The organism is Bifidobacterium scardovii JCM 12489 = DSM 13734, assembly GCF_001042635.1.
GTDB lineage: Bacteria > Actinomycetota > Actinomycetes > Actinomycetales > Bifidobacteriaceae > Bifidobacterium > Bifidobacterium scardovii.
In genome coordinates, this window is sequence record NZ_AP012331.1 from 2,124,047 (window position 1) to 2,150,346 (window position 26,300).

Consider the following 26,300-nt stretch of genomic DNA (forward strand, 5'->3'; position numbering starts at 1 on the left):
CGCGTCGTTTCACTGGTTTGTCAGAGATGTAAACAATGGTGGCGCCATGTTACGGGCGATTACACGCCTCGACAATCCCCGATCTTCGATCACGGGACCGAACGGACGGCGCACACGGCTCCACCGCCACTCATCGAAGCACTGCGGGTGAGGATCGACCATCCTGCATCATTGAACCCGTTGCGTCCTCCGCAGAGGAGCCAGAAGATACAAGCCGGGTACGAAAAAGCCACCCCGCATGGAGTGGCTTTGGGAATACGGCTCCGCAAAGAAGCCGGAAGGCATGGGTCAGCTATGCCGGACGATGAAATCGAAGATCGTATCCAGCACGGGCTGGCTCCAGAAGTCGCGCTCGTGATCCGCCCCGTCGACCAGCACGAGCCGCGCCTCATAGCCGCGGTCGGCGAGCAGCCGGCGCATCTTCACCGACTGGCCGTACGGCACCACCTTGTCGGCGGTGCCGTGCAGCAGCAGCATCGGCGGATAGTCCCGGCCGTCGCGGACCTGATAGTACGGACTCATGGCCTTGGCCCGCGCACGCACCTCATCGGTGATCCCCGTCTCCGGCGTGGCGCCGACCACGGCGGCGAACGGGCCGGCGTAGTACAAGCGGAAGGGGTCATCGTCGTGGCCGAACGCGTCGACGGCCTCGATCAGATCGGTCGGAGGGAAGCAGCTGACCACGAAGTCCACCGCATCGCTCACCCCGGGGCAGGTGCCGTCCTCATAGGCGGGGTCCTGCGCGGTCAGGCCGACCAGAAGCGCGGTGTTGCCGCCGGACGAGGTACCCCAGATGCCGACGCGGGCGGGGTCAACGTGCCATTCGGCCGCATGCGCGCGCAGATAGCGGATCGCGGCCTTGACGTCCTGCAGATAGGCCGGGAACACATGCCGCACGTCGCGGGTCGCATCGCGGTGGTTCACGCTCGCCACGACGTAGCCGCGGCGGGCGAGCGCCGACAACTGCGGCACTTCGTAGTCGCGATCCGGCGTCGTCCATGCGCTGCCCTGCACGAACACGACGGTGGGATATCTGCGATCGTCACCGTCCCCGTACGATTGCGGCGCGATGATATCCATCACCAGATCGTCCGCGCCCGTCTTGTATGCAACGTTGCGCGTCACGCGGGCGAGTCCGGCGAAGGTCGGATTGTTCGGAATGTGGATGGCGCCATCGTCGTCCGTGGCATTGGACGGCGACTGCGGCGACGAGAGAACACTCATGGTCGGCTCCTTTCGTTGGCCGGCCCAATTCTATCGGCAATCCCCCGTCGCCCGCAGCGTCGTCACCCGATATTCACCTACGGCGGAGGGCGACCACGCCGATCGCCGCGAACAGCAGCACCGCGCACGCCGCGGCCGCAGCCGCGATCGAGGCGCCGGTCTCACTCAGCCGCGCCGCCACCTTGCCGGCATTCGCGGCGACGGTCGTGCCGGATACCGAACCATCGGAGAGACCAGAAGCCGCCGAATTCCCCGTCGGCACCGGCTTGGTTTCCGGCTTGACCTCGGGCTTGACCTCAGGCTTAGGTTCGGGCTTCGGATCGGGAGTCGGCGCGGGATCCACCGCACCGGGATTGTCGGACGGATCGGGCGTCGGCTGGTCAACGGGAACGACTGCGATGGCCTTGGCCAGCGTATCGGACCATTGCGCCACCTGATCCTCGGTGTACAACCGATCGGCCAGCCCGGCGACGGCCGCGTCACGGGCCATCCGCAATATCATGCGGGCGTCGGCCGGGGTGTGCGCGTCGGCGATCAACGCATCGGCGCGATCGATGGACGACTGCAGGCCGGCGATGTCGATGCCCTTGAGCTGCAGTTCGAGAGCGGGGTCGTAGGTGTTGCTGTACCCCTGATCCCAATCCTTTCCAAGCACCGCCTTGTTCGCCTCATACAGGTTCGTGGCCGCGGCCACCGCCTGGCGGACCTCGCCCGGCACCGCCTTGGTCCGTTCCATGCGGTCGAGGAAGTGGTTCGCGGCCTCCTTGGACTGTTCGAGCGTCACCCCACTGCTCTGCGCTATCGCGGTCTTGGTCCACAGCAGGTTCGAGGGCTTGATGTGGTTGAGATCGTCCTGATCGTAGGTGCGCCCGTCACGGTCCAGCGCATAGAGGAACATGCCGCCGAGCCGGTGGTCGAACGAATACGACGCCACATCATGGATGTTGCTGCTCTCATACGGTTCGGCCGCATCGAACCACCGGTTGTGGTCCTGTTCCTCGGGGAAGGCCAGTCCTGGCACGAACCGCGAGGAGGGAATGTACTGCTCGTAGTCGGCCGCGGCATCGGCGGTCCGACTGGAGTCCGAACCATATTGCTGATAGGCGACGTAGTCGAAGCAATCGGCGACGTCCTTGAACGGCCCCATCTCGCTGCCGTTGGTATCGTACAGCAGCATGGTGTGCTCGGGATCGCCCGACTTCGGGCCGATCCTCGTGGACAACGCCGTGATCACCCGGTCCGATATGGCGATGTCCGCCGCGCTGGGATACGTTTCCATATCGATGTCGAGACCGTCGAGGCCGACTTCGGTCATGTACGTCGCCACCAGATGATCCGCGAAGGCCTCGTAGTCGGCGTCCGTCGCATCTTGCACGCTGCCGCCGCGCTCCGCGACGTACCTGCGGAATCCGTTGGTCACCGAGTCGTAGCCGATGCCGCGCACCAGCCTGATGCCGCGGGAATGCAGGTACGGCGCGTATTCGGCCTTGAGCTTGTCGTAGAACGGCTGAGCCAGGTCCTCCTGCCCCGGCGGCACGTAGCTGAACACGTTGACCACATCGATGCCGTAGGGAATGTCGTACATCGACATCCAGTTGTCATCGGGCAGGCTGGTGTTCACCCCTTTCATCGTCACATCGCGCCAGGCGCGGTAATAGACCATGAAATGCTTGTTCCCGCCGGCGTCCGCGACCGTCCCGGCCGGCGCGGCATCGGCCGGCGAGGCCTGCGCGCTGGCCATGGGTCCCGTCATCATCATCGCCGCCATGATACCAGCGACGGCGGCGCCGACACATCGGCGCAGAGCCGTCCGGCCGCGCCCATGGGCATCGTTCGTCAACCGCATATATACTCCTTAGTGGTTGATGATCCCGACTTGCCATCGGGTGCGCCGCGCAACCGTTGCGCGGCGTATGGCGGAAAGCGACGCAACCGCTTGCCGCCACGGGGTGCGCCGGCCGCATTGAGGCCGCCGTGCCCCGGCATTCCCAGCATTCCGCATGGCGCTGGCTCGCCGCCGCGCCGGACCCCATAGTCCGCGAAACCGCCGAACCCCGTGTTGTCGGATGCCCGGCTCTACTAAAGCGGTTTAGTAGTGGTAAGGACAACGATACATGACGCGACCATCGCCGGCAATCCCTCGAACCATGCCGCCATATGCCCCGTCGATCCCCGCCGAGTCACCATGACGCCGCGGCCCTCACAGCCGTTCGAGCCGCTCCGCCGATCCCAACCCGCTCCCGCTGACCTACAGCCCGCGCACATGCCGAAACAGGCCGTAAGTCAGCAATACCGCCACAACCAGCACTGGCATACGGCCCCGCGCCGGAAAACGCGGCCCCTCCCCCGAAAAACGGGTGAGATGATCCGGCCGCCACGCCGGCCCGCATACCGGTGCACGCGAAAGCGCCCCGCCCGGGGCTCCGGCGAATGCATCGTCGGAACCCCGGGCGGGGCGCTTGGCATATGACGCTCAGCGCGCGAACGCGCGCGCCGGCGCCGCGGGGCAGAACCTCACTTGACCTTGCGGCCGGCGCACCAGACCTGGTCGACGGCCCAGGTGCCCGGATCGCTCAGCAGCACGTCCGCGGCGAAGCCCGGGGCGATCAGGCCGATCGGGGCGCCCGTCACCGCGTTCGGCTGGTCGAAGCCGAAGGCCCTGGCCGGCGTGAGCGTCGCCGCCTCGACGGCCTCGACCGGCGAGATGCCCAGTTCGAGCACCGCGCGCTGCACGGCGACTTCGAGCAGCAGCGTCGAGCCGGCGATCGCGCCGTTGGAGACCAGACGGGCGTGGCCGTCGACCACGTTCACGTCGAGCGCGCCCAGCTTGTACGGCCCGTCCGGGCAGTCGGTGGCCGCCATCGCGTCGGTGACGAAGGCCGTGCGGTGCGGCGCGAAGCCGAAGCTCAGCGACACCATCGGGTTCTGCACATGGAACCCGTCGTTGATCAGCTCGATGGTGACGCGCGGGTCTTCCACGGCGGCCGGGATCGGGCCGGGCTTGCGGTGGTGCAGACCGTTCATCGCGTTGAACATGTGCGTCATGATGCCGGCGCCGGCATCGAAGCCGCGCTTGGCGGTCTCGTAGTCCGCGTCGCAGTGGCCGACCGCCGGCACCACGCCGGCGGCGGAGAACTGCCGGATCGCGCCGATGCCGTGCGGCAGCTCCGGGGCGATGGTGATCTGGCGCAGGCAGCCGTCGGCGGCCGCCAGCAGCTCGTCCACGAGCTCGGGCACCGGGTCCTTGAGGCATTCGGGATCGTGCGCGCCCTTGCGCGCGAGCGCGAGGAACGGGCCTTCCAGATGCGCGCCGAGCACGTCGGGGCGCTCATCCATCTTGGCGCGCACGTTCCTGAGGTTGGCGCACATCACATCGATCGGATTGGTGATCAGCGAGAGCACCTGGCGGGTCGTGCCGTGCACGGCGTGGCCGGCGCGGGCGACGTCGATGCCGGACGGGCCGTCGTCGAAGGAATGCTCCCACGCGCCATGCGCGTGGATGTCGACGTATCCGGGGGTCAGCAGACGGCCGTTGGCGTCGATGATCGCGTTCTCGTCGGCCGGATCGATCGAGATGGAACGGCACGCGGATTCAAAGGCCTCCTCGTCGGTGCCGGTGGCGACGATCACGCCGCCGTCGGACACGATCCAGAAGTGGTCGGCGACGCCCCGGGCGTCGATCTTGCGCGCGTGGTGGATCGCGATGGGGGCGGGATCGCCGGTGAGCGCGGCGGTGACCCGCTCCACGATCCGTTCGCGGGACTGTGTCATGATGATGCTCCTTCACATCTGCATTGACGGGTGCGGCGCGCCGATGATGACGCGCCGCGATGACGATTGCTCCGAATGATGAGGAACGATCAGATGCCCTGCCAGGCCGGCTTGTGCTCGAAGGCGTACTTGTAGTAGTCCTTGTGGCGCAGTCGCGACGCGGCGGCCTCGTCGATGATGATCGTGGCGTGCGGGTGCATTTGCAGCGCGGACGCCGGGCAGAACGCGGACACGCCGCCCTCGCAGGTCTCCTCGATCGCCTCGGCCTTGCCCGCGCCGAACGCGAGCAGCACCAGATGGCGGGCCTTCATGATCGTGCCGATGCCCTGCGTGATGCAGTGGGTCGGCACCTGGTTGATGTCGTCGTCGAAGAAGCGGGCGTTGTCGATGCGTGTCTGCTCGGCCAGGGTCTTGACGCGCGTGCCGGAGGCCAGGGACGAGCCCGGCTCGTTGAAGCCGACATGGCCGTCGGTGCCGATGCCGAGGATCTGCACGTCGATGCCGCCAGCGGCCTCGATGGCCGCGTCGTAGTCGGGGCCGGCGTTGCGGATCAGGTCGCCGTCCTCGAGCGGGGCGCCGTCGAGCACGTCGCCGGGCACGTGCACCGCATCGGGATTCAGGCCAAGCGGCTCGACAACCGTGCGGTGGATGGTGCTGTGATAGGACTCCGGGTGCGTCAGCGGCAGGCCGATGTACTCGTCGAGCGCGAAGCCGCGCACCTGGGAGACGTCGATGTGCTCTTCCTTGACCTTCTTGGCCAGCTGCTTGTAGGCGGCCAGCGGACTGGAGCCGGTGGCCAGGCCAAGTACCGCGTTCGGCTTGTTCCTGATCAGATCCGCAACGCACTTGGCGTAGAGCTCGCCGGCCTCGTCCTCGTTGTTGACGATGATGACTTCTGGCATGGTGTGTTTCCTTCCTCGGGTCGTGCCGGTTGGCCTCGTTGACTCCGGCTCGCCTGCATATTGCGCGGATGCCGCTCCGCTGAAGCGACGGCCCGCATGCGCCGACCGATGCTTTTATTGTTAATAATAATTACATAATTAAAAATCCGCCATCTCTCGGCGTTTGCCGGACTGTCGCACGGCATTGAACCCTTACAATGAAAAGAAGGTTGTGTGCGTTTTCAATGATACCGATCATCACCCCGCACATTCCCTGTTCCAATGAAAGGCGGCGCTGACATGGCCGGACATACTCCCACCGGGGCATTCCCCCTGCATACCCCCGGCAGAACCGCGAAGGCCAGCCCCTCCGATGTGCGCCGTAACAACCGTTCCCTGATCTTCAGCTTGCTGTTCCCTTCACATCAGTACTCGCGTGCCGAGCTGGGCCGGCAGACCGGGCTGTCCCGTGTGGCGGTCTCCGATGTGGTCAACGACATGCTCGACGGGGGGCTGATCCGCGAGAACGGCTACGAGACCGGCGCCACCGGCAAGGGCAAGCGCGGCACGCTGCTGAGCATCGACACCACGCGGCTGAAGATCATCAGCATCGACCTCTCGCAGTCGCAGCTGATCCAGGGCGCGACGACCGACCTGTTCGGCATGCCGCAGCAACGCATGGAGATCGCGCTCGGCCCCGACAACCACGTCGACGTCGACGCCATCGTCCAGCTGGTCGACCAGCTGCGCGCCGACCTCGACGTGAACGCCATCATCGGCATCGGCATCGCCGCGCCGGGCGTGATCCAGTCGGGCGTGATCCGCGAGTCCACCATGCTCGGCTGGCACGACGTCGACCTGAAGACCCGGCTTGAAAGCCGTTTCGGCATTCCGGTCACCATCGCCAACGACGTGACCAGCTCGATGCTCACCGAGCGGTTCTTCGGTCAGGCCGGGCCCAACCTGCTGTTCGTCAAGAACGATCGGGGCATCGGAGCGGCCACGCTGATCGACGACGTCCCCGTGGTGGGAGAGAACCATGCCGGCGGCGAAATCGGCCACATCTCCATCGATCCGGTCAACGGGCCGCTGTGCCCGTGCGGCAAGCGCGGGTGCATGGAGATGCTCATCTCGTCGACCGTGCTGCGCGACCGGATGCGCCGGGCCCCCGTGGAGGACCGCAAGGAGATCATCCGTCAGGCCGGCGTGTATTTCGCCTCCGCGCTGACGATGCCGGTCGGGCTGCTCGACATCTCCGACGTGTGCGTGTACGGCCCGCCCGACATCATCAACAACACCTTCCTCGAGGCGGCCCAGCAGGAGCTCGACCGCACCACGGTATCCGCGTTCCACGGGCACACCACGATCAGGCGCTGCCAGTGCGGCGCCGACATCACGCTGCGCGGCGCGGCGATCACCGTCATCCGCGAATACATCGAAATGCGCTAGTATCCCGTATCCCGCGCCGTTAATTCGTTGAGTAATTCTGGCTCCCCTCTTTGAGGCTGAGCCTTGAAGCAAACAGCGGAGCTGTTTGCAGGCGAAGGTGAGGCGACAGCCGAGCAGACAAGGCTGCGGCCGCAAGGCCGTCCGTAATTGCAGGACGAGCTGTCGGCGTAGCCGACTGAGGGGAGAGCATGCGAATCGGCTTGATTCAGGTGTTCTCGGTAATGCTCCCCTCAGGCCGCTTCGCGGCTGGCTCCCCTCGGAGAGGGGATCCAGACATTGTTAACGCATTAACGGCGCCGGATGCTAGGCGAGCGCCGCGCCGAGGGCGGCGGTCGGCCTGTCCTGCGGGGCGAGGCGCAGCCGCTCCCCCAGATGCAGCCCGGCGAGGAACGGACAGGCGGCCTCGCGCACGGACAATTCCCCGGCGATGACCTCGACCAGCGGCTCGCCGGTCTTCGCCATGCCGCCGCCGAGAATGATGATCCTCGGATCGACCGACTGCGCGAGGATCTGGATGGTATCGACCATCGCGTGCGCGACCTTGCCCAGCACCTCCACGGCATGCTCGTCGCCGGCATGCGCGGCGCGGATCAGATCCGGCATCGGCGGCGCCCCGTTCTCGGTCGGCCACAGACGGCCGACCGAGGCGCCGGAGCAGACGGTCTCCAGGCAGCCCCGCTGCCCGCACTGGCAGGGCAGCCGGTTCGGATCGACCGGAATATGGCCGATCTCCCCCGCCGCGCCGCTGAATCCGTGCTGCAGCTCGCCGTCGATCAGGATACCGGCCGCAAGCCCGGTGCCGAAGTTCAGGAAGGCGATGGTGCCGGTCAGATCGGAGCCGACGACGGAGCGGGCGGCGCCGAGGGCCGCCGCGTTCACGTCGTTGTCCACGTGGACCGGAACCCCCAGCCGCCCGGAGACCAGCGGGCCGAGTTCCAGCGTATCGATGCCGAGGTTGACGACGTTGGCGATGCGGCCGGCGGCCGAATCCACCTGGCCCGGTGTGCCGATCCCTACCGCGCGCACGCCGGCGAGGCGGTCCCCCGCCACGTCGCGCACAATGGCGGTCACGTCGTCGACCAGCCGGTCGCCGCCCCGGCGCGCCGGAATGCGGCGCGAGGCGACGATCTCGCCGTCCGGCGAGACGAGCGCCGCCTCGATCTTGGTCCCGCCGACGTCGACGCCGACGCGGTATCCCGGCTCGGCACCGGATTGCTGGATTGGGGTCATTGCTGAATGGTCCTTTCGGGGATTGCGGCGTGCGGGGCGGGGGAAATCTCAGGCTTCCCGGTACCCGTTGGGATTCTTGGTCTGCCAGTTCATGGAGGAGGCCGCCATGGCGTCGATGTCCAGCTCGGCCTTCCAGCCCAGCTCGCGTTCGGCCTTGGCCGCGTCGGCGTAGCAGGCGTCGATGTCGCCCGGGCGGCGGTCCTTGATGACGTACGGGATCTCATGGCCGGCGGCCTTCTCGTACGCCTTGATGACCTCGAGCACGGAGTAGCCGTGGCCGGTGCCCAGATTGTAGGTGTACACGCCCGGATCGGTGATCCTGTCGATCACCGCGACATGGCCCTTGGCCAGATCGACGACGTGGATGTAGTCGCGCACGCCGGTGCCGTCCGGGGTGTCGTAGTCGTCGCCGAACACCTGCACCTGGCTGAGCTCGCCGAACGCGACCTTGGCGATGTACGGGGTCAGGTTCGCGGGGATGCCCTTCGGGTCCTCGCCGATCAGCCCGGACTCGTGCGCACCGACCGGGTTGAAGTAGCGCAGGATCACCACGGTCCACGAATCGTCGGCCACATGCACGTCGCGCAGGATCTGCTCCTCGAACAACTTGGTGGTGCCGTACGGGTTCGTGGTGCCGCCGATCGGCGTGGACTCGGTGATCGGCAGCTCCTCCGGCTTGCCGTACACGGTGGCGGACGAGGAGAAGATGATCTTCTTCACGCCGTGCTTGCGCATGGCCTTGAGCAGCACGATCGTGCTGTTGAGGTTGTTGTCGTAGTACTCGATCGGCTTGGCGACGGATTCGCCGACGGCCTTGAGCGAGGCGAAGTGGATCACCCAGTCGATGTGATGCTCGCTGAACACGCGGTCCATCAGCGCCTCGTCGCGCACGTCGCCGTCATAGCGGGTGACGGTGCGGCCGGTGATCATCTCGACGCGGTTGAGCGATTCGGGCGAGGAATTGCAGTAGTTGTCCACGCACACCACGTCGTAGCCCTTGTTGAGCAGTTCGACGTCGGTGTGCGATCCGATATAGCCGGCTCCGCCGGTCACCAGAATGGTGGTCATGTCAGTACTCCTTGTGTGGTTGGGTGGGTGGTGGGTGGTTGGTTGATGGATTAGTGGATGAGTCGCGGGCATCCAGCGTCATGAATTCATGCACAGTATCTGGCTCCCCTCTGTGAGGGGAGCCAGATACAAACGCAGGAGGCAGACCGTCAGGCGCGGCGGAAGCCCAGACCCTCCATGAAGCCGAGCGTCAGGTCCTTGGTCTTGAAGACCGCGGTGTTGCCGAGGATGCGCTCGCATACGCCGCCGAGCTCGTCCCGGATGGCGGCCCGGATGGCGGTGCGGTCGCGGTCGCCGTGCAGCGCGGCGGTCAGTTCGTCCCATTCGAGCGTGAACTCGCCGACCGCTTCGGGCAGGTCGACGCCCTCGGCCAACGCGTTCTCGATGAGCTTGAGCTGGCCGACCAGACGGCCCGGCAGGATGAACAGCCCCTGCGCCTCGATCAGGCCGATCGGCTCCTGCTTGACCGGCCAGAATTCGGGATGCGCGTGGAACACACCTTCCGGGAACTCGTCGCTGACGGCGTTGTTGCGGAAGATCAGGCTCATCTCGTAGCCGCGGTCGGTGACGATCGCGCTCGGCGAGACCGCCGATCGCTTGCCATCCTCGCCTTCGCAGATGATGCCCAGATCCGGGTTCGAGTAGTGGATCCAGCCCTCGCGGATCGCGTCGCACACGTCGATGATCTCCTGGCGGGAGTTGGACACGACGCGCACCGCGCTGCCCGGCCAGTCCAGGATCTCGATCGCCGTGCCCGGATAGCCGTCCAGCGTCAGGCTCATCCATGCGGGGGCCTTGTGCATGGGCAGGAGCTCGCCGCCGCCCTGGTAGTGGTCGTGCGCGAGCACCGATCCGCCGATGCGGGGCAACGCGGCGTTGCACCCGAGGAAGTATCCGGGGAAACGGTCGACGAAATCCAGCAGATGACCGAAGGTGTCGCGGTCCACATGCATCGGCGTGTGCTTGGCGTTCACGCAGATGCCGTGCTGGTCGAAATAGCCGTACGGGGAGAACTGCCAGAACCAGTCCTCTCCGCCGAGCGTGACCGGCATCGTGCGCAGCGTGCGCTTGTTGCGCCCGGCGAATCCCTCGTTCTCGTGGCAAATCGTGCAGGACGGGTAGCCTCCGGCCACCGCGTTGCCGGCCGCCGCCTTCTTCATGTTCTTGAACTCGGGCTTGGCCAGGTTGATCGTGACGGTCAGCCCGTGCGAGTCGAAGCGCGGGTTACGGTCGAGCACGGCCTTCTTCACGTAGTTGTTGGCCACGCAGTAGTCGTAGAACCAGCGCATGGCCCCCATGCCGCCCTCGGCCCGCTCGATGCCGGAGAAGCGGTCCTGCAGCGCGGAGGGGCTTGCGGAGAGCAGCCCCATCACCACATCCGCGTAGACCGCGCCTTCATCGGCATCGAACAGCCCGGCCGCCACGCCGGCCGCGCGGAAGTCGGCCAGCCGCTCGTCGACGGACCGGCCGCCGGCCGCCGTGCCAGTCGGATGGTATGAATCGAGCGCGAACAGCTCGAATATGCGGTTGCGCGTCCAATCCGCATCGCGCCGGTCGAGCCCGAGCGCACCGAGCGCATAGTCCACCAGCGCGTCGATGCCCGCGTACACGGCATCGAGTGTGGAATCCGGCTTCTTCTCCTGTGTCGTCATCGACAGATCGTCCTTTCCGCCACGACACCGCCTTCCGGCATCTCTAATTGTTAAGTATATATGCATAAATGCCGACGCGCAATATCGCGGCGTTTATGCCCCCCCCCCGACACCACCCCACACCCGCGGAGTCGTCCTTGATTGCGGATGATCCGACCGCGCAGCGACCACCCTTGGCTCCCCTCTTGGAGGGGAGCCAAACATAGTACGCGAACTTACGACGCGGGCTACCAGGAGATTCCCCGCCCGCGCAACCGTCAGACCTCGCGCCAGGCGATGCCGCTGCCGGGCAGGTCGAAGTCCTCGGTGGCGCCGCCGGCCAGGGTCACGGTGGTGGACTGCAGCCGATCGGTGTTGTTGATCACGCAGTACACGCCGCGCTCCGGGAAGTGGGCCACCTCGCACTCGGGGTTGGACGAGCTCCAGGCCGCATACCGGTCCTCGTTGTGGGAGGCGTAGAACAGGATGCGCTCGAGCAGGCGGGCGTTGGCCGCCGAATACGGCAGCCCGGACACATACACGCCGCGCCCCTTGCCGTACTCGTTGACCGCGAGCTGCACCTGGCCGCCGTCGGCGCGGATCAGGGTGACGTCCTCGTTGACCGGGTAGGTGTTGGGCACCGCCTCGCCGAAATCGATGCCGCCGACCGGAGCGATGCCCTGTCCGCCGCCGCACCCGCTCAGCGGGATCCGGTAGCCGGCCCGCTCCCAGGCCTCGCGCGCCGCCTGATCGACCGGCACGTCGGCGGTGATGAAGTGGTCCGGCGTGACGGGCGGGAAGTATTTGTCGACCGACAGGGTCTGGAAGCGCTCCTCGTCCACGCCGAGCACGTCGGCCAGCTGGAAGAAGCGACCGCCCTGGAAGCGCGGCACCGAACTCGGCTCGCCGACGCCGACGAAGGCGCCTCCGGCGCGCACCCACGCGCGCAGGGTCTCGAGCAGCTTGGGATCGCGCCACGCATCGCCGCCGGTGAAGGCCGTGTCGACCGGGCCGCCGTTGATGATCACGTCGATGTCGGGGTCGACGCCGTGCTCCAGCACGTCGTCGAAGCTGATGAAGCGCACGTTGACCCTCATGCCGGACAGCGACTCGAGGATGCCGTAGTAGGAGTAGGTCTGCTTGTTGGGCAGCGCATGCGCCACGGTGAACGCCATCCACGATCGCATCCGACCCCACGAGTTGAGGATCGCCACGTTGAGCTCGCCTTCGGCGGCCGCTCCCCCGGTGCGTTCGTGCATGTCGCGGAATTCGTCGGCGATGCGGGTCACCGTGTCCACGAACTTCGGGAATTTCGCGGCGAGCGACAGGTAGCCGCCGTAGCCCATGCGGCTGATCGGCGAGCGCAGGATCGCGCGACGCGCCTTGCGCCAGTTGTCGAGTCCCTCGATGCTCGGATCGTTGCCCTCGTAGAAGGTGTCGGGGAAGAAGTACGGCAGGAAGCGGCCCTCGGTGTACCTGACGCCGGGGATGTCCGCGATCATGCGGGTGGTGGTGCCGTCGCCGATCGAACCGACCACGGCGTCCAGGCCGAGGTCCCCGAACCCGTCCTTGTACGGTTCGGTGCCGATCCACTGATCGCCGAGGAACATCATCGCCTCCTTGCCGGCGGCGTGCGACATGTCGGCGAGCTTTTTGACGTTCTCGCGCACGAAGCCGGACAGGAAGTCGATCCAGTCGCGCTGGGCCTTGCGCGGCACGCGCCAGGCGGAGTTGTAGCAGCCCCCGTCCACAAAGTCCTCGGGGCGCAGGCGGTAGCCGTACCGGGCCTCGAAATCGTCGAGCGCCTTCGGCGAGACGGTGCACGAGCAGCCGAACCAGTCCACGATCTTCTCGCGGTGCTTCTGGTCGAAGATCAGCGTGAACTGGTAGAAGAAGGTCGTGAATCGCACCACATCGGTGGCCGGGTTGTCCTTGAGCCACTGCTCGAAGGTGTCGAACACGAACTCGCGGGTCTTCTCGTGGTAGATGTCGAACGGGATCTCGTGTTCCTTGTCGCCCCAGTCGTTGGTCAGGTGGTTGTACATCTCCACCGGGTCCCAGATGATGTAGGCCAGGAACGAGACCGTGTATTCGTGCATGGGAGTCGCGCCGCCGACGTGCACCACGTCCGAATCGGCGTCGAGACTCCAGTCGGACGGGTCGACGACCGCGCCGGTGGTGCGGTCCACGACCTCCCAGTAGCGGTGCGGGTCGGCGTCGCGGTTCGGCTTGAGCTGCTCCTCGTAGAACCGCTCCATCAGCGGCACGTCCACCGCGTCGGACTCGGCCAGCACACGGTCGGTCAGCAGGTAGACCTGCGGGGTCTCGTCCATGTGCAGCGTGATCCACTCGTTGTGCGCGCGCGTCGGGAAATACGCGCTGTAGATCTTCTTGCCGAGGGCGAGCACGGCCTCATCCAGATGCGTGCCGTCGGAGTTGCGGATGGCGTCCGCACCCCACAATTCGGCGAGTTCCTTGGTCTTTTCGGCGAAGTTCTCTTCGCTGGGCAGCGTGAAGCGGCCGGTACTGGTCATGAATGCTCCTTTGTGGGGGTGGTCATCAGAAAACTAAACTACAGGGCGACAGTCACGTCGCACAATAACGACCGGCGCCGTCGTGGGTCTTGGGACCCTGACTGCGTAGATCCTCGACACCTACGGTGACGCCGGACAGCGGATTGATGGGGTATGGACGGCTCGCCTTCGGCCCTGCAATTATGGGCTCGCCTTCGGCGAGACTCAACGCTACCTTCGCTCGACTACCGTCTCGCTCAGGCTGAGCCTATGGACAGCCCACCGGGCTGTCCATAGGCTCAGCCCTTTACCGCACCGGCGGCCAGGCCGGACTGCCAGTAGCGTTGCAGGCCGAGGAACAGCACGATCACGGGCAGCACGCCGAGCAATGCGCCCATCATCAGGGCGCCGCGATCGGTGAACGTGGCCAGCGAGACCATGCCGTACAGGCCGAGGGTCACGGGCTTCAAGGTGTCGGAGGAGACCATCATCAATGGCAGCAGGAAGTTGTTCCACGTGGCCACGAACAGGAACAGGAAGATCGTCACCATAGCCGGGGCCAGGAGCCTGAGGACGATGGTGAAGAAGATCCTCGCCTCGCTTGCGCCGTCGATGCGGGCGGCCTCAAGCAGTTCGTCCGGCACCGAGCTCTGCGCGTACGTGCGGCCCAGGAAGAAGCCGAACGGGGAGACGCAGCACGGGATGATGATCGAAAGCATCGTGTTGGTCAGGTGCAGGGTGTGGAAGATCGAGTACTGCGGGATGGTCAGCAGGGCGGCCGGCATGAGCATGCAGGCCATGATGACGCCGATGGCCGCGTTCTTGCCGCGGAAGTTGAACTTCGCGGTGGCGTAGCCGGCCATCACGGACACGATGGTGCCGATCAGCGCGGAGGCGCCCGAGTAGATCAGCGAGTTCAGCACCCAGCGCCAGAAGTTGCCGCGGGTCCAGCCGAGCAGCTTGGAATAGTTGGTGGCGATGGCGTTGGGCAGCTCGCTGAGCGGCACGGCGAACCACATGCCGTTGCTGCCGGTCATCTGGGCTGGCGTCTTGGTGGAGGCGATGATGGCCCAGTAGATCGGGAACAGGAAGTAGATCAGCACCGCGACCAGCACGACGACGGTGATGGTCTTCGTGGCGGCGGAGGGGCGCATGGACCGGGGCAGGTCATGCTGCGCCGCCTGGCGCTGCTTTTCGAGCTTGCGCTCGGCCTTTCTGCCGGCGCGTTCTTCAGCGGTTGCGGAGCTCATCACTCGTTCACCTTCCTTTCGGCCAAGGTGTACAGCACGGCGAGCACACCTGCGATCAGGGCCATGACGATGGCGATGGCCGAAGCGGGGCCGTCGCCGGACGGGGTGATGGTGCCTTGGGAGGTGTTCATGGCCATCATCATCGGCGTATACGATTTGGAAATGCCCGGGTCGGCCGTCGACATGATCTGCGGCTCGTTGAACAGCTGGATGGTGCCGACGATGGAGAGCAGCATGGCCAGCAGAGCCGCACCGCGCACGTTCGGCAGCTTGATCTTGGTGGCGATCTGCCATCCGTTGGCGCCATCGATGCGCGCGGCCTCGTACAGATCATGCGGGATGGCCTGCAGCGCGGCCAGGAAGATCAGCATGTTGTAGCCGGTGAAGGTCCATGTGGTGATGTTGGCCATCGAGCCGAGCACGATGTTCTTGTTGAAGAAATCGATGTTGACGCCGATGGCGGCGAGACCTTTGACGATCGGCGAGATCTGGCCGTTGTACAGGTAGACCCAGATGATCGAGGCCACGACGCCGGGAATCGCGTAGGGCAGGAAGTAGCCGAGGCGGAAACCCGTGACGTGCTTGACCACGAACGAATCGATGACGATGGCCAACGCCAGTGCGGCGATGATCATGATCGGCACCTGAATCAGCGTGTAGAGCAGGACCCTGCCCACGCCTGACCAGAAGTTGCCGGAGGTGATGACGTACTGGAAGTTCTGAAGTCCGGCGAACTTGTTGACCAGTTCGCCGCCGCCGTATGCGCCGCCGCCTTCGGTGACCTGGCGGAAGAAGCTGGAATAGATGGCCCATACGATGGGCAGGATGAACACGAAAGCGAAGAGGATGGCGAATGGCGCCATGAACGACCAGCCGATGCGGTTCTCGCGCTTCTGCGCGCCGGACCGCTTCGGCTTGGCAGCGGCGCGTCTTGGCGCCTTGTCTTTCGCCTGAGTAGTTGATGCAGTCATAATAACAACCTGTCTTTTCGAAAGAACAGCAAACGATTTTTTCAAAGGCCGCGTCGCCCTTGCGGATCACCTTGCAGGCAATGCAAAAGGCCGGAGCTCATGCCCCGGCCTTTCGCGTTGGTGATGCGAGGCATCGGGGGTCCTGCACCGACGGGGACAATCAGCAAAAAAATCAGGCTTGGCCCCGTGCAAGACCCGGTGAGGTCACTCCTTGACCGACAGATTGAGGTTCTTCAGCGTGTCCACCGAAGTCTTCTGCGCGGTGTCGAAGATGTCCGAGACCTTGGCGGAGCCATCGGCCGCCTTGGCCGCGGTCTCGCCCATCGCGGCGCCGACCGCGGAGAAGCCGGGCATGTAGGTGAAGTCGCCCATGTTGCCGTTCGCGGTCTTGAACTCGGCCATGACATCCTGGCCGCTGAAGTAGTCGGACCACGTCGACGGGGTCTTGGCGTCCGCGGTGGTGGCGGCCACGACGAGGCCCTGGGAGACCAGATCATCGACCTGGGTGTTGAACCAATCGAGGAATTCCATGGCCTCGGCCGGGTGCTTGGAGCCCTTGAGCACGGCCACACCGGAACCGCCGTCGGCGCCGGTCTTGGTGCCGTTGCCGAACCAGTCGCCGAGCTGGGTGACCTTCCACTCGCCCGCACCGGTGCCACCGGAAGAATCGATGAACAGCGGGGCCTCCCAAGCGGCGGCCACCGTGCCGATCAGCTGACCGGACTGGATGGAGGCGTCGAACGATGCGTCCCAACGCGGATTGGTCAGAGCGGCCTTGCTGTCGAGCAGCTGCTGGTAGACGTCGGCCACGGCCTTGGAGCCGGCGGTCTGGGTGTTGACGACCCAGGCGTTGTCCTTGACCTGGTACCACGGACCGGAAGCGCCGGCCTGGCCGGACATCATCATCATGGCCTCATCGGGCTGGAAGGTCATGATGTACTTGCCCTGGGCGGCGGTCTTCTTGGCGGTTTCGATGAGTTCGCTGGCGCTCTTCGGCACGCTGATGCCCAGCTTGTCGAACTCGGCGGCGTTGTAGAAGTAGGTCAGCGGGCCGGTGTCCTGCGGCAGGCCGAAGGTCTTGCCATCCACCTGCATCAGCGCGAACGGGCCGGAGACGAAGTCGTCCTTGTACTTGGCGGCCTCATCGGTGACGTCCTGCAGAAGGCCCTTGGTGAAGACCTCGGGAACCTCGGAGTAGCCGACCTGGGCCAGATCCGGCGCGTTGCCGGCCTTGACGTCGGTCTCGAGCTTCTTGATCATCTCGGAGGCCTTGCCATCGAACTTCGTGGCCTTGACCTGGATGTTCGGATGATCCTTGTTCCACTTGGCCACGATGTCGTTGACCAGGGTCATGCCCTTCTTATCGGGCAGACGGTGCATGTAGGTGATATTGACCACGCCGCCATCGTCGGCGGCCTTCGTGTCGCCGGAGGCATTGCCGCCCCCAGTGGAACCGCAGCCGGCCAGGGCGATGCCCATCACGGCGAGCGAGGCCAGTCCGACCATAAAACGCTTGTTCTGCGAAACCATGTTTCCACTCCTCCACGAGATGAAACGCTGCCACGGCGGTGCGGCAACCGGTATTTACTTTAGAACAGGAAACAATAAATGTCAACTACCTTAACAATAAGCGCGTGTCACCGTTTACCAACCGCGCCCCCAACCCCATGCGCGACTTTACGCGCGCCGCACATATGGCATGCGACAACCGCGCAAACGCCCATACCCACAGCCAATCGGCCCATATTTGTTAACTCTATTAACATGCAACGGCCACCGCCTGCACGGCATGCGTTCGGCACGCCCATGGAACGGGCGGATCCGGTATCTGGGACCAATCCCACGAATCCTCACGTCGGACTTGTCTGGATCCCCTCTCTGAGGGGAGCCAAAAGCGTGACCGGAATGCCGACAGCCAGTCTCATGACGATGGAGGTGGGGTACGCCCCCGCTGGCGGGGGCTGTCGGCGCAGCCGACTGGGGGTGGTCGGAAACAATGCAGTATCAAGCATCCGACCACCCTCCGGCGCTACGCGCCACCTCCCGCCAGCGGGAGGATCAGCCAATCAATTATCCACGAAACAAATCACCAGCGCTCCCTACTCCCCCGGGAACACCACGCCTTTGCGCAGGATCACGTTGGCGTACTGCGCGCGCTCCGACGTGGCGATGATGCAATACGCCCCGCGGGCACGATCGTAGAAATCGAAACGCTCCAGCTTGCCGATCGCCTCCGTGCCGCGCGGGTCGACGCCGGCGACGATCGATTCGTACTCGCGCCAGATCGGCGTGTCCACGTCGTCGCCCTCCACCACATCCATCAGCGTGACCGGCTGGTCCACGTAGGTGTCCAATGGCAGCAACGTGACGATCGCACGCAGCAACTCGGGCACGCCATGCCCGTCGCACCGGATCACCACCGCGTCCTTGCCCACGGATTCCGCGGGAAAATTGCCGTCCGCGATCACCAGCGTGTCGCCATGGCCCATCTCGCTCAGCGTCTTGAGCATCAACGGCGAGATGATCGGCGGAATTCCCTTCAGCATGGCTGCACTCCTTTGCGCATCGTGGCCAGCGGCTGCCGCGCGGGGCAACCGGACCTTCATCCTCTCCCATTATGGCCCCGCGATGGCGGTTCTACGGCCATCCGCATCCGGCGAGTCGGGGCGCGGCACCACCCGAACGGGCGGCGCCGCGCATGGTCACGACGCGGCGCGCACGGCGGCGACGCGGGACAGGGCGGCCGCGCCGCGCGAGCGCCTGATGCGGATGCGCATGCCGGCCAGTTCGAGCGCGTCGATGGTAATGATGCGCCGGTACCCGATCGCGTGGACGGCGCCGATCTCCAGGATGCGCCCGTCGGTTCCGATGCCGTCGACGGCGAGATCCTCGATGCGCTGCCCGACGCGGATGTCCTCCTCCAGCACCACGGCTTCGACGCGTTCGGGCGACGGGAAGGCGATGGTCAGCTCGGGAGCGTCGTCGTGGGGATCGATCCGCCAGTGCCCGGATGAGCGGTGTCGCCCGGACGAGGAAGACCCGCCGGCGAACGCCGCGCGCGCAGATTCCTCGCCGCTCGACGCCCGGACGGCCGCGCCGGCCACGGTGATGACCCGCTCCCGGAATCCGGCGATGCGCCGGCCCAGCCCGCGCAGCGCACGCACGTCGGGCTCGGCCAGCAGGCCGTCGCGGTTCGGCGGCGCGTTCAGCAGCAGCGTGCAGTTGCCGCCGACCGCGGCGCGCCACAGCGAGAACAGCTCGTCCGCGCTTTTCACCCGATCGTCCTGGTCGGCGTGGTGGAACCATCCCGGGCGTATGGAGGTGTCCACCTCGGCCGGGTACCACGCCAGCGCGTCGCCGTACGGCTCCAACGCGCCGCGGCTGCCCAGGTCCTCGTCCTCGGAGCGCACGGCCCGCACCAGCGACGGATCGTCCTGCCGCTGCGACTTCTCGGCGGTGAGTTCGGCGGAGCGCAGCCGAGCCGGCACCACGCTCCACTCGTCGGCGCGCACATGGCCGGCCTCGTTGCCCGCCCAGCGCACGTCGGGACCGCACACCGAGATCACCGCTTCGGGCTGCAGCGCCCGGATGACGTTGTAGTAGCGCGCCCAGTCGTACTGCTGCGTCTTGCCGTTCGAGCCCTCGCCGTTGGCGCCGTCGAGCCAGACCGAGAATATCGGACCGTATCCGGTCAGCAGCTCGGTCAGTTGATTGACGTAGAAGTCGTCGTACGCCGTGCCCTGGCCGTACGTCGCCTCGGTGCGGTCCCACGGCGACAGGTAGATGCCGAAGCGCAGGCCGTGGCGTGCGGCGGCCTCACTGGCCTCGCGCACCAGGTCGCCGCGGCCGGAACGCCATGGCGAGGACGCCACCGAGTGGGCGGTGTAGGCGGATGGCCACAGGCAGAAGCCGTCGTGGTGCTTGCAGGTTAGGATCATGCCGGTCATGCCGGCGGCCTTGAACGCCGCGGCCCACTGGTCGACGTCCACATGCACCGGGTCGAACAGGGCCGGGTCCTCGTGGCCGAGACCCCATTCGCGGTCGGTCATCGTGTTCATGCCGAAGTGGATGAACCCGTACATTTCCATGCGCTGCCACGCCAGCTGGCGCGCGGAGGGGCGCACATTGGCGACGAAATCCATATTCAGCGGCATGCGACTCACCCCTTGGTGGCGCCGAGCGCCAGTCCGGACTGCCAGTACCGCTGCAGGCACAGGAACAGCGCGATCAGGGGAAGCACCACGAGCATCGAGGCCGCGATGACGAGATTCTGGATCACCGGCATGTTGCCGCCCTGGTTGCCCTGCGCGTTCCATTGGGCGAGGCCGAGCGCCAGCGGGTACCAGCGGGAATCCTTGAGCATGATCAGCGGCAGGAAGTAGTTGTACCAGATCGACACGAAGGCGAACAGCGACACGGTCACCAGCGCCGGCTTCATGAGCGGCAGCGCGATCTGGAAGAAGATGCGCGCCTCGCCGGCGCCGTCGATGCGGGCCGCCTCCAGCAGCGAGTCCGGGACGGACTGGGCGAAGAAGGTCCACATCAGATACAGGCCGAAGGGGTTGAGGAACGAGGGGATGATCACGGCCCACGGCGTGTTCGTGATGCCCATGGCGGAGAACATGAGGAACTGGGGGATCACCAGCGCCACGCCCGGGACCGCCATCGAGCCGAGGATCACCAGCATGATCGCGCGCCTGCCGCCGAACTCAAGCTTGGAGAGGGCGTAGCCGCCCATGGCGGCCAGCAGCACCGAGACGACGGTGCCGACGACGGTGTAGCCGACCGTGTTGAGCACCCACCGGCCGAAAATGCCGTCGTTGTAGGTGAACACCTCGACGAGGTTGTTCCAGAGCGCGAACGAGCGCCCGAAGGACAGCCCGAAGGTGGAGATGAAATCCGCCTTCGTCTTCGTGGCGTTGATGACCAGCCACACGAACGGCACCAGCGCGTAGAACAGGTACATGCCGACGACGATGGTCAGCACCGGGCTCTTCTTCGGATCGGTCACCGTGTGGAACTTCGGCCGGCGCGCGGCCTCCTTCGATGCCATGGTCATGATTGCTTTGCCCCTTTCAATTCGATGCGCATGCCCGTCGCTCCCCTACGAGCGGCGCATACTGCGGATCTGGATGGCGAAGGTCGCGACGATGACGATCAGCGCCATCACGATGGCCGCGGCGGCCGCGTAGCCCTGCGACGAGTCGCTGAACGCAAGGTCGTAGATGTACAGATTGGGCGTCCAGTTGGTGGTGATGCCGGTGCCGCCCATCATCTTGGACAGGATCTGCGGCTCGTTGAACAGCTGCGTGCTGCCGATGATCGCGAAGATCAGCGCGATGGACAGGGACCCGGATATCTCGGGGATCTTGATGTTCCGGTCCACCTGCCAGTGGCTGGCCCCGTCGATGGCGGCGGCCTCGTACAGCTCCGTCGGTATCGCCTTGAGCGAGGAGTAGAAGATCAGCATGTTGTATCCGATCGACCCCCAGCTGATCATGACGCCGATGGCGACGATCACGGACGACGGGGAGAACGGGTCGACGTCCGTGCCGAACAGCTCGTTGACGTTCTTGAACAGGCCGTAGCGCGTGCCGAGCAGGAACCCCCACATCAGCGTCGAGACGACGCCGGGCACCGCATACGGGATGAAGATCGAGATGCGGAAGAACCTGGTGCCGTACAGGCGGCCGGAGTCGAGGGCCAGGGCGAGGGACGCCGAGATGATCAGCATCAGCGGCACCTGGATGGCGGTGAACAGCGCCACGCGCGCGATGCCCCGCCACAGCAGTGGGTCCCTGAACACGGCGATGAAGTTCGACGCCCCGGCGAACGACAGGCCGCCGATCAGCTTGTGCTCGAACAGGCTGATCCACAGCGAATACAGCAGCGGCACGACGAAGACGAACGCGAACACGAGGATGAACGGCAGCACGAACATCCAGCCCGCCAGACCGTGATGGCGCATTCTGCGCGGCGATCTTGTACCCATGATGATTTCCCTTCCGGTTCGGTGCATCGCGCCCGCGCCGGCCTGCGCTCCATGGCGGCGGCCGGCGCGGACGCGCGGCCCGTCACTCGCTGACGTCGAATCCCTGCTTGTTGCCGTAGTCGACGATCCTGCCGGCCCATGCGTCGAGGAGCCCCTGCAGGGTGTTGGACGGGGAGACCTTGGTGTAGTCCATGTTGTCGACGTACAGATAGCGGGCCTTCTCCATGAACGGCAGGTACTGCCATCCGGCCGCCACGTGCGACGCGGCGTCGGCGATGACCTCGCGGTACTTCTGGTCGCCGAAGTACGGGTTGGTGGCGGACAGGAAATCGGCGTCCTTGAGCACCTTGACGTTCGGGGGGAACACCCCGGCGTCGACGCGGGCCTGCACTCCGGCGTCGTCGTACGCCATGTATTGCAGGAACTCCCAGGCGACGTCCTTGTTCTTCGCCGCCGAGGGGATGGCGAATCCGCTGCCGCCGTTCTCGGCGCCGACGTTGTCGCCGGCCTTCCACTGCGGCATCGGCGCGACGCGGAATTTGCCGGACTGCAGGGGCGCGCGGTCGGCGATGGAGGAGGTCAGCCATCCGCCGATGATCTGGGTGGCGATGGTGCCGTCGTTGAGCGCGCGGTTCCAGTCGTCGGACCAGGTCATGATGTCGGTGGCGATCAGGCCCTCGTCGATCATCCGCTGCCACATCCCGACGGCGCGTTTGGTGCCCTCGTCCTTGACGTTGACGGTGATCTTGGTGCCGTCGACCGTGAACGGGCGGCCTCCGGCCTGCCAGATCAGCGACAGCATGGTGAAGATATCGCCGGCGTCGTTGATGATGTGGTAGTTGTCGCCGAGCGCGTGGACCTTCTTGGCCGCCTCGTAGAACTCATCCCAGGTTTTCGGCGCCTCGGCGACGCCGGCCTTGGCGAGGGTGTCCTGATTGTAGAACATGACGGTCGGGCCGTAGTCCATCGGCACGGCGTAGGGCTTGCCGCCGAAGCTGACGTCCTGCCACGCGCCGTCCACGAAGGTGCCGTCGTTCTTGGCCCCGTACCTGCCCAGATCCTCGATCTTGTTCTGGATCGCGAAGTACGGGACGGTGATGTACTCGAATTCCATGACGTTCGGGATGCCGGTCCCGGCCTGGATCGCGTTGTCCAGCGCCTTGTAGGCGTCCGTGACGGTCTCCACCTTGACGGTGACGTTCGGATGGTCCTTCTCGAACAGCTTCGCCGCGGCCTGCGTCGGCGTGGTGTTGCCGGTCCATACGGTCAACGTCACCTTCTGATCGGGCGGCGTCCTGTCCGCGGCTCCATGCTGGCCCGCCCCGCATCCCGCGAGGACCATTGCGCCGGCGCACGCCAGGGCGATCGCGCCCGACACCTGAGATTTACGCATTGCGACTTCCTTCCTTGGATGAAAGAGGAGACCCGCCCCTGAGGCGGGGATCCCTTCGACTTCGTTGTCCAGCTGATGGCTCATCAACCGTCGTCACCAACGATAATGCGTGAAAGAAATTTTCGCAATTTTTAAGAGATATTTCGTAGGTCCAATTTCCCCGATCACACCCGAACGCGCACATGATCATGCACCCTATCTTGCAACGGAATTGCCGCCGAGCTCGGCACACGCCACCCTATCCATGCGTTACCGAACCTTGGCCCCCTCTCCGAGGGGAGCTGGCCGCGAAGCGGCCTGAGGGGAGGATATCCGCGGACGCTTGATATCAAGCCTGTCCGCAGGCGCTCCCCTCAGTCGGCTGCGCCGACAGTTCGCCCTGCAATCAAGGACGGCCTTGCGGCCGCAGTCTTGTCTGCTCGGCTGTCGCCTCGCCTTCGCCTACAAACGCCTCTGGCGTTTGCTTCACGGCTCAGCCTCACCGAAGGAAGCCAATGTATGGCGCCGAAATGCTACACGATCATTTCAAAGCGCCTTCAAGAAACGAAAAATACTATCTAGATTAAGAATATTTCTCGCCCATGGATAAGAAATACCCCCGATCATCGGGTACAGAACACGCCGGCCACGCCGGTCACGCCCGCGCGGCGGCGATGGCGGCGCGCACGATGCCGCGGTCGGTCAGCTCGATGCGGACGCCGTCCCCGCCGCCGCCCGGGCCGCCCGCCGAGACGACCGCCCTCTTGGCCGACAGGTGGATCGCGTCGACGCCGGTGGCCCGGATGGCGCCGATCGTCTCCGGGGTCACGCCGCCGCCGGCCTGGACCTGGATGCGCCCGGCGGCGAAGTCCGCCAGCTCGCGCAGGCGGCCGAGTCCCTGCGGCACGGTCGCGGCGCCGCCCGAGGTGAGCACGCGCGTGTATCCCAGATCGATCAGCGCGCGCAGCGCCTCGAACTGGTCGGCGGCCACGTCGAAGGCGCGGTGGAACGTGATCTCCACCGGCCGGTTGCGCCGCTCCCCCTCCTCGCGCGCGGCCTCGGCCAGCCGCTCGGCGAACGGGACGTCGACGGCGCCGTCCTCGTCGAGCCCGCCGACCACGACGCCGGAGGCTCCGGCCAGAATCGCGTACCGGACGTCCGCGACCTGCACGCGCTTCTCGTCGTCGTCGAACACGAACGATCCGCCGCGCGGGCGGATCAGCGCCTGTACGCCCTCCGGCACGCCGACGTGCGCGCACGACTGGATCAGCCCGAAGCTCGGCGTGACGCCGCCAGTGGCACCCAAAGCCATGCACAGTTCGACGCGGTCGGCGCCCTCCTCCAGCGCGATGCGCGCGCCGCGCACGTCCTGCACCGCTATTTCGATCATGGTCATATCCATCATCTCCTGACGATTCCGTCGTCTTCAACGCACTCAGGCTACCATCCGCGCCGGCGCGGGTCATCCCGCCCGCGCGACATGCCCCGCGGCCACGGTCCGCGATCCTCTATGCTGGTACGTAAGCGACGCGCCCAATGGCGGACGCGACACGCCGTACCGGTTCGATTTGACTGAATCATTAACTGAGTTAATATATGAACATCGTTTATATCAATGCCGGGCGAACGCCGGCGGCGGATGCCGAGAACGTACGCCGAGGCCGGCGGCCACGACCAGCGAAGGAGCGAGGATGTCCAATCCCAACAACGCCGCGACATCGATCGCCTCCGTCTCCGAGACCAACCGCTCGCGCATCATGAACCACCTGTACCGCAACGGCGTCAGCTCGCGCGCGCAGATCGCCAAGGCGCTGGGCCTCACCCCCGCGGCCATCACCAAGATCACCGCCAGGCTCATCGACGCCGGCGTGGTCAAGGAGACCGGGGACATGGAGGGCATCAAGAACCGCCGCTCCATCGGGCTGGCGCTCGACTCGGACGCCTTCCACGTGATCGGCGTGAAATTCGCGCGCAGCCTCGTGCAGATCGGCGTGTTCGACCTGTCCGGCAAGCCGCTGGCCTTCCGGGAGATGCCCAAGGTCACCGAGGACACGATCGACGCGACCATCGAGTCCATCCGCCGCACCATCAGCGACCTGCTCGCCGAGGACGAGGCCATCGTCGCCGTCGGCATGGCGGTGCCCGGCCCCTACCTCAAGGACCTCGGGCGCACCGCGGTCGTCTCCTCGATGCAGGGCTGGCGCCGCGTCAACTTCCCCGAGGAGTTCGGATCGGCCTTCCGCGTGCCCGTGTTCGTCGAGCAGGACGCCCGCGCCGGCGCGCTCGCGCAGTACCTGTTCGACCCCGGCAACGCCAGCGACAACCTCGCCTACTACCTGATCGGCGAGGGCATCGGCCTGGGCATCATCGAGCAGGGCCGCATCATCGACGGATCGCGCGGCGTCGCCACCGAAATCGGCCACGTCAGCATCGACCTCGACGGCAGGCCGTGCGACTGCGGCAACGTCGGGTGCCTTGAGCGCTACTGCGCGGCCCCCGCCATCCACGAGATGGTCGTCGGGGCCGGCGACCTGATCGAGAACGCCTCCTCGCTCACCCACGCGCAGGCCTGCCGCGCCCTGTTCGCCAAGGCCAACGGCGGCGACGAGCGCGCCCGGGGCATCGTGCGCGCGGCCGCGCGCTACCTCGCCTTCGGCTGCGTCACGATCATCAACATGTTCAACCCCGAACGCATCATCATCGGCGACATCGGCGCCGACGCCGGCCCGCTGCTGCTCGACGAGATCCAGCGGGTCGTCGACCGCCACGTGATCCCCGAGCTCAACGAGGCGACCACCATCAGCCTGTCGGAACTGCCCTCGGACGCCGCGCTCGGCGGCGCCGCCGCAGTGGCCATCGTCCAGTTCCTCGAACATCCCTCGATGTTCTTCGATCTGGGCTAGCAACCGGATTTCCCCAACGGAAAGCCTTCCAACAACCACAACTCA

Annotated in this window: 19 protein-coding genes; 2 read left to right on the forward strand and 17 right to left on the reverse strand. The window is 65.8% G+C overall.

Features of this window, described 5'->3' with window-relative positions:
* Window positions 1-288 precede the first annotated feature (288 nt).
* The 4 genes from BBSC_RS08780 to nagB all read right to left on the reverse strand — a co-directional run bounded on the left by BBSC_RS08780 (window position 289) and on the right by nagB (window position 5,897).
* Window positions 289-1,224, reverse strand: a complete 936-nt coding sequence (locus BBSC_RS08780; protein ID WP_046725988.1) for an alpha/beta hydrolase — start codon at window positions 1,222-1,224, stop codon at window positions 289-291.
* A 73-nt stretch (window positions 1,225-1,297) separates the two neighbouring features.
* Window positions 1,298-2,983, reverse strand: a complete 1,686-nt coding sequence (locus BBSC_RS08785) for an EndoS/ChiA family endoglycosidase (protein WP_231648956.1) — start codon at window positions 2,981-2,983, stop codon at window positions 1,298-1,300.
* Between the two features lie 755 nt (window positions 2,984-3,738).
* Window positions 3,739-4,995, reverse strand: coding sequence for an N-acetylglucosamine-6-phosphate deacetylase (locus tag BBSC_RS08790; RefSeq protein ID WP_033518960.1), 1,257 nt, complete (start codon window positions 4,993-4,995; stop codon window positions 3,739-3,741).
* A gap of 89 nt (window positions 4,996-5,084) precedes the next feature.
* Entirely contained in the window at window positions 5,085-5,897 is an 813-nt protein-coding gene (nagB, locus tag BBSC_RS08795; protein WP_033518961.1) for a glucosamine-6-phosphate deaminase, read from the reverse strand.
* A 279-nt stretch (window positions 5,898-6,176) separates the two neighbouring features.
* Here nagB and BBSC_RS08800 point away from each other — a divergent pair, with 279 nt between their 5' ends.
* Window positions 6,177-7,325, forward strand: a complete 1,149-nt coding sequence (locus BBSC_RS08800; RefSeq protein WP_033518962.1) for an ROK family protein — start codon at window positions 6,177-6,179, stop codon at window positions 7,323-7,325.
* A gap of 303 nt (window positions 7,326-7,628) precedes the next feature.
* Here the strand turns inward: BBSC_RS08800 and BBSC_RS08805 are convergent, their stop codons facing one another.
* From BBSC_RS08805 to BBSC_RS08865, 13 genes are all read right to left on the reverse strand, one after another.
* On the reverse strand, window positions 7,629-8,555 hold the full coding sequence (locus BBSC_RS08805; protein WP_033518963.1) for an ROK family protein: 927 nt from the start codon (window positions 8,553-8,555) through the stop codon (window positions 7,629-7,631).
* Between the two features lie 48 nt (window positions 8,556-8,603).
* Window positions 8,604-9,623: a UDP-glucose 4-epimerase GalE gene (galE, locus tag BBSC_RS08810; protein ID WP_033518964.1), complete on the reverse strand. Its 1,020-nt coding sequence runs from the start codon at window positions 9,621-9,623 to the stop codon at window positions 8,604-8,606.
* Window positions 9,624-9,772: 149 nt separating this feature from the next.
* The gene (locus tag BBSC_RS08815; RefSeq protein ID WP_033518965.1) at window positions 9,773-11,275 is read right to left on the reverse strand and encodes a UDP-glucose--hexose-1-phosphate uridylyltransferase; all 1,503 of its coding nucleotides are present in this window, start codon (window positions 11,273-11,275) and stop codon (window positions 9,773-9,775) included.
* A gap of 257 nt (window positions 11,276-11,532) precedes the next feature.
* Window positions 11,533-13,788, reverse strand: coding sequence for a 1,3-beta-galactosyl-N-acetylhexosamine phosphorylase (gnpA, locus tag BBSC_RS08820; protein ID WP_033518966.1), 2,256 nt, complete (start codon window positions 13,786-13,788; stop codon window positions 11,533-11,535).
* 278 nt (window positions 13,789-14,066) lie between these two features.
* Entirely contained in the window at window positions 14,067-15,017 is a 951-nt protein-coding gene (locus BBSC_RS08825) for a carbohydrate ABC transporter permease (protein WP_033518967.1), read from the reverse strand.
* Window positions 15,017-15,988, reverse strand: coding sequence for a carbohydrate ABC transporter permease (locus BBSC_RS08830; protein WP_033518968.1), 972 nt, complete (start codon window positions 15,986-15,988; stop codon window positions 15,017-15,019). Before BBSC_RS08830 ends, BBSC_RS08825 begins: the two co-directional genes overlap by 1 nt.
* A 204-nt stretch (window positions 15,989-16,192) precedes the next feature.
* The gene (locus BBSC_RS08835) at window positions 16,193-17,518 is read right to left on the reverse strand and encodes an ABC transporter substrate-binding protein (RefSeq protein WP_033518969.1); all 1,326 of its coding nucleotides are present in this window, start codon (window positions 17,516-17,518) and stop codon (window positions 16,193-16,195) included.
* Window positions 17,519-18,087: 569 nt separating this feature from the next.
* A complete protein-coding gene (locus BBSC_RS08840) occupies window positions 18,088-18,534 on the reverse strand; it encodes an RbsD/FucU family protein (protein WP_033518970.1) in 447 nt (148 codons plus the stop codon).
* 156 nt (window positions 18,535-18,690) lie between these two features.
* Complete coding sequence (locus BBSC_RS08845) at window positions 18,691-20,142, reverse strand: alpha-L-fucosidase (RefSeq protein WP_033518971.1); 1,452 nt, start codon at window positions 20,140-20,142, stop codon at window positions 18,691-18,693.
* A 5-nt stretch (window positions 20,143-20,147) separates the two neighbouring features.
* Window positions 20,148-21,041: a carbohydrate ABC transporter permease gene (locus BBSC_RS13750; protein ID WP_374042844.1), complete on the reverse strand. Its 894-nt coding sequence runs from the start codon at window positions 21,039-21,041 to the stop codon at window positions 20,148-20,150.
* A gap of 51 nt (window positions 21,042-21,092) precedes the next feature.
* Window positions 21,093-21,980, reverse strand: coding sequence for a carbohydrate ABC transporter permease (locus tag BBSC_RS13755; protein ID WP_033518973.1), 888 nt, complete (start codon window positions 21,978-21,980; stop codon window positions 21,093-21,095).
* Between the two features lie 82 nt (window positions 21,981-22,062).
* The gene (locus tag BBSC_RS08860; RefSeq protein WP_033518974.1) at window positions 22,063-23,373 is read right to left on the reverse strand and encodes an ABC transporter substrate-binding protein; all 1,311 of its coding nucleotides are present in this window, start codon (window positions 23,371-23,373) and stop codon (window positions 22,063-22,065) included.
* Between the two features lie 634 nt (window positions 23,374-24,007).
* A complete protein-coding gene (locus tag BBSC_RS08865) occupies window positions 24,008-24,748 on the reverse strand; it encodes a copper homeostasis protein CutC (RefSeq protein WP_033518993.1) in 741 nt (246 codons plus the stop codon).
* Between the two features lie 295 nt (window positions 24,749-25,043).
* Between BBSC_RS08865 and BBSC_RS08870 the strand changes: the two genes are divergently transcribed.
* The gene (locus BBSC_RS08870) at window positions 25,044-26,255 is read left to right on the forward strand and encodes an ROK family transcriptional regulator (protein WP_033518975.1); all 1,212 of its coding nucleotides are present in this window, start codon (window positions 25,044-25,046) and stop codon (window positions 26,253-26,255) included.
* The last annotated feature ends 45 nt before the right edge of the window (window positions 26,256-26,300 follow it).